General features: G+C 68.6%; 1 protein-coding gene. It reads right to left on the bottom strand.

Features of this window, described 5'->3' with window-relative positions; all coding sequences use genetic code 11:
• The coding region (locus tag ABZ434_RS36045) for an acyltransferase domain-containing protein (protein WP_359146327.1) at positions 1–1918 on the bottom strand (1918 nt) is incomplete at both ends.

Below are 1918 nucleotides of genomic sequence, written 5' to 3'. Positions count from 1 at the left end.
ACCCCACCCAACACCGACCGCACACCCACCACCGGATCCACACCCACCGACACCGGCACCTCGAACACCGCACACTCACCAACACCCACAACACCCACAGCACCCTCAGCAGCCACCAACGGCCGCCACACCACCTCATGCAACCCACCACCCACACCCGAACCAGCAGCCAACTGCTCCACCGACACCGGACGAGAGACCAGCGCGCCCACGCTGAGCACGGGGTTCCCGGACCCGTCGGCCACCAGGACCGACACACTGTCCTGGCCGGCCGGTGCGATCCGGACGCGGAGAGCCGATGCCCCTGCCGCGTGAAGAGCGACGTCGGTCCAGGCAAACGGAAGGACGGTCGATTCGTCGGTCCGTGAACCGTCATCCATGAGCGCCACGTGCATGGCGGCATCGAGCAGGGCGGGGTGCAGGCCGAAGCGCTGGGCGTCGTCGTGCGCCGAGTCGGGCAGGGCAACCTCCGCGTACAGCTCCTCCCCCGATGCCCAGGCAGCCTTGAGGCCCTGGAACACCGGCCCATAGCCGTAGCCGCGTTGCGAAAGGAGCTCGTAGGCCCCCTCCACGCTGATCGCCGTAGCGCCCTTCGGTGGCCACGCGGCCAGGTCCGTAACCGGGGTTTTGGCTCCCAAGGCGAGGATGCCTTCGGCATGGCGGGTCCAAGGGCCGTGATCAGCACCGTCAGCTCGTGAGTACACGCCGACCGAACGCCGGCCCGCCTGATCTGCTGCGCCGATCGCCACCTGAATCGCGACGCCACCCTGTTCGGGCAGCACGAGCGGCGCTTGGAGCGTCAGCTCCTCCAGAAGGTCGCAACCGACCTCGTCACCTGCTCTGACGGCGAGCTCGACGAAGGCTGTGCCAGGCAGGAGCACGCTCCCCAATACGCCGTGATCAGCGATCCAGGTCTGGTTCGCGACGGAGAGCCTTCCGGTGAGCACCACCTCGTCGGCCTCCGCCAGAGCGACTGCCGCACCGAGGAGCGGGTGCCCGGTAGTACCCAAGCCGAAGGAACCGGGGTCGTTGCCACCGATTTCCGCTTCCATCCAGTACCGCTCGCGCTGGAAGGCATACGTCGGCAGATCGACGCGGCGAGCACCCGAACCCTCGAAGAAGCCGGCCCAGTCCACCGAAGTGCCAGTGACGTGCAGCTGTCCCAACGCCATCACGGCCGACGCCACCTCGGGGCGCCCCTTGCGCACCAGCGGAACGAAGACCGCGGCCTCCGTGTCCACGGACTGCTGCGCCATCCCGCTCAGCACACCATCCGGACCCACCTCGACGAACGACGTCACCCCACGCGACGCAACGAACGACACCGCATCCGCGAACCGCACCGCCTCACGCACATGCCGCACCCAGTACTCAGCCGAGCCCCACCCCTGCGCCAGGTCCCCGGACACACCCGACACCACAGGTATCGACGCCTCGCCGAACGACAACCCGGCCACCACCGCCCCGAACTCCGCCAACATCGGCTCCATCAACGGCGAGTGGAAGGCGTGCGACACCCGCAGCGTGCTCGTCCTGCGGCCCTGCGCCTCGAACGTGGCGACCAGATCTGCAACCGCCGCCTCCGCACCCGACACGACGACAGATCGCGGCCCGTTGACCGCCGCGATCCCCACCTCACCATTCAGCAACGGCAGGACCTCGGCCTCCGTCGCCTCCACCGCCACCATCGACCCACCAGCCGGCAACGCCTGCATCAACCGGCCGCGAGCCACCACCAGCTCAGCCGCGTCACTCAGGGACAGCGCGCCGGACACATGCGCGGCCGCGATCTCACCCACCGAATGACCCACCAGGAAGTCCGGACGCACCCCCCACGACTCCACCAACCGGAACAGGGACGTCTCCACCGCGAACAGGCCCGCCTGGGCGAACATCGTCCCGTTCAACACGTCGGCGT

Source organism: Streptomyces sp. NPDC005761 (assembly GCF_040630635.1).
Taxonomy (GTDB): domain Bacteria; phylum Actinomycetota; class Actinomycetes; order Streptomycetales; family Streptomycetaceae; genus Streptomyces.
Note: the sequence above shows the minus strand (reverse complement) of the source record. Positions and strands in the feature narration are given on the sequence as shown.